The 1331-nt window shown below is 69.0% G+C and carries 2 protein-coding genes; both read right to left on the reverse strand.

Annotation, left to right across the window (positions count from 1 at the left end; all coding sequences use genetic code 11):
* Positions 1-32: 32 nt before the first annotated feature.
* Positions 33-1019, reverse strand: a complete 987-nt coding sequence (locus tag ABT048_RS41635) for an IS3 family transposase (RefSeq protein ID WP_350526861.1) — start codon at positions 1017-1019, stop codon at positions 33-35.
* A complete protein-coding gene (locus tag ABT048_RS41640; RefSeq protein WP_030558521.1) occupies positions 950-1261 on the reverse strand; it encodes a transposase in 312 nt (103 codons plus the stop codon). Before ABT048_RS41640 ends, ABT048_RS41635 begins: the two co-directional genes overlap by 70 nt.
* Between the last annotated feature and the right edge of the window lie 70 nt (positions 1262-1331).

The raw sequence follows: 1331 nt of genomic DNA on the forward strand, positions 1-1331 counted from the left end.
CTGAGCTTCCCCCGCTGTGCGGGAGGTGTTGATTACCTGGTCAGGATGGGGGTGGGTGGTTCGATGGCCACCGGTTCGGCCGTCGCTTGGTTGGCGTAGTACTTCGCCTCGTACTCGTCGGGACTGAGCCAGCCGAGGCGTTTTTGGATGCGGCGGGTGTTGTACCAGCCGTCGATGTAGGCGAACAGGGCCAGGTCGGCATCCGTGCGGGTCTCGAAGGTCGTGCGGCGCACGCACTCGGTCTTCAGCACGCTCCAGAAGTTCTCCGCGAGGGCGTTGTCGAACGAGTCGCCCACGCTTCCCATGCTCGGCTCGATTCCCGCCTTCAGCAGGCGAGTTGTGAGCTTGATGGACGTGTATTGACACCCGTGGTCGCTGTGATGGATAAGCGTCCCGGGCTCGACGGGCCGGCCGTGCAGGGCGTACTCCAGCGCGGTGAGCACGAGGTCGGCGTCCGCCCGCTCCGAGGTGTGCCAGCCCACGATCCGGCGGGAGAAGGCGTCGCGGATCGTGGCCAGCCACCACGCTCCCTCGCCGGTGTGGATCAGCGAGATGTCGGCGACCCACAGCCGGTTCGGCGCGGTGGCGGTGAAGTCGCGCTGGACCAGGTCCGGGGCGAGGTCGGCGGCCGGGTCTCGGCGGGTGAATCCGCGGGACCGGCGTGGACTGACGCCCTGCAGGCCGGCCTGGCGCATCAGGCGTTCGACCCGCTTGCGGCCGACCCGGGTGCCCTCGCGTCGCAGGACCGCGTGGACGCGCGGGGAGCCGTAGGTCTCGTCGGAGTCGGCGTGGATGCGGCGGATGTGCTCGGTCAGTTCGGCGTCGTGGCGCTTGCGCGCGCACGGATCGACGGCCTCGCGGCGCCAGCGGTAGTAGGTGGAGGCGGGGATGTGCAGTTCCCGGAGGACGGGCTCGGCCCCGAAGCGGTCCTGGTACTCGTCGATGAGCTTCAGTACCGTCGCCGGGTCGGGTCGAGCTCCTGGGCGAAAAAAGCCGAGGCGGCCTTGAGGATCTCGCAGGACCGGCGGAGCTCGGCGTTCTCTTTCCGCAGCGCGGCCAGTTCCTCCTTCTCCGCGGTGGTCAGCCGGTCGTCCCGTTCGCCCCGGTCCGCCTCGTCCTGGCGGATCCAGTTACGCAGGGCCTCGTGGTGCACGCCCAGGTCGCGGGCCATCTTGCGGATCACCGGCTTCGGGTCGGCAGTGCGGTACATCTCCACCGCACGCCGTCGCAACTCGGGCGGGTACTTCATCGGTGCAGCCATGGCAGAGGCTCCCTTCTCATGGCCCATCAGGCCATCTCCGGCAACCTTCCGCACGTCGGGGGAACCTCAG

Origin of the sequence: Kitasatospora sp. NPDC096140, from assembly GCF_040303045.1 — a bacterium.
Classification (GTDB): Bacteria; Actinomycetota; Actinomycetes; order Streptomycetales; family Streptomycetaceae; genus Kitasatospora.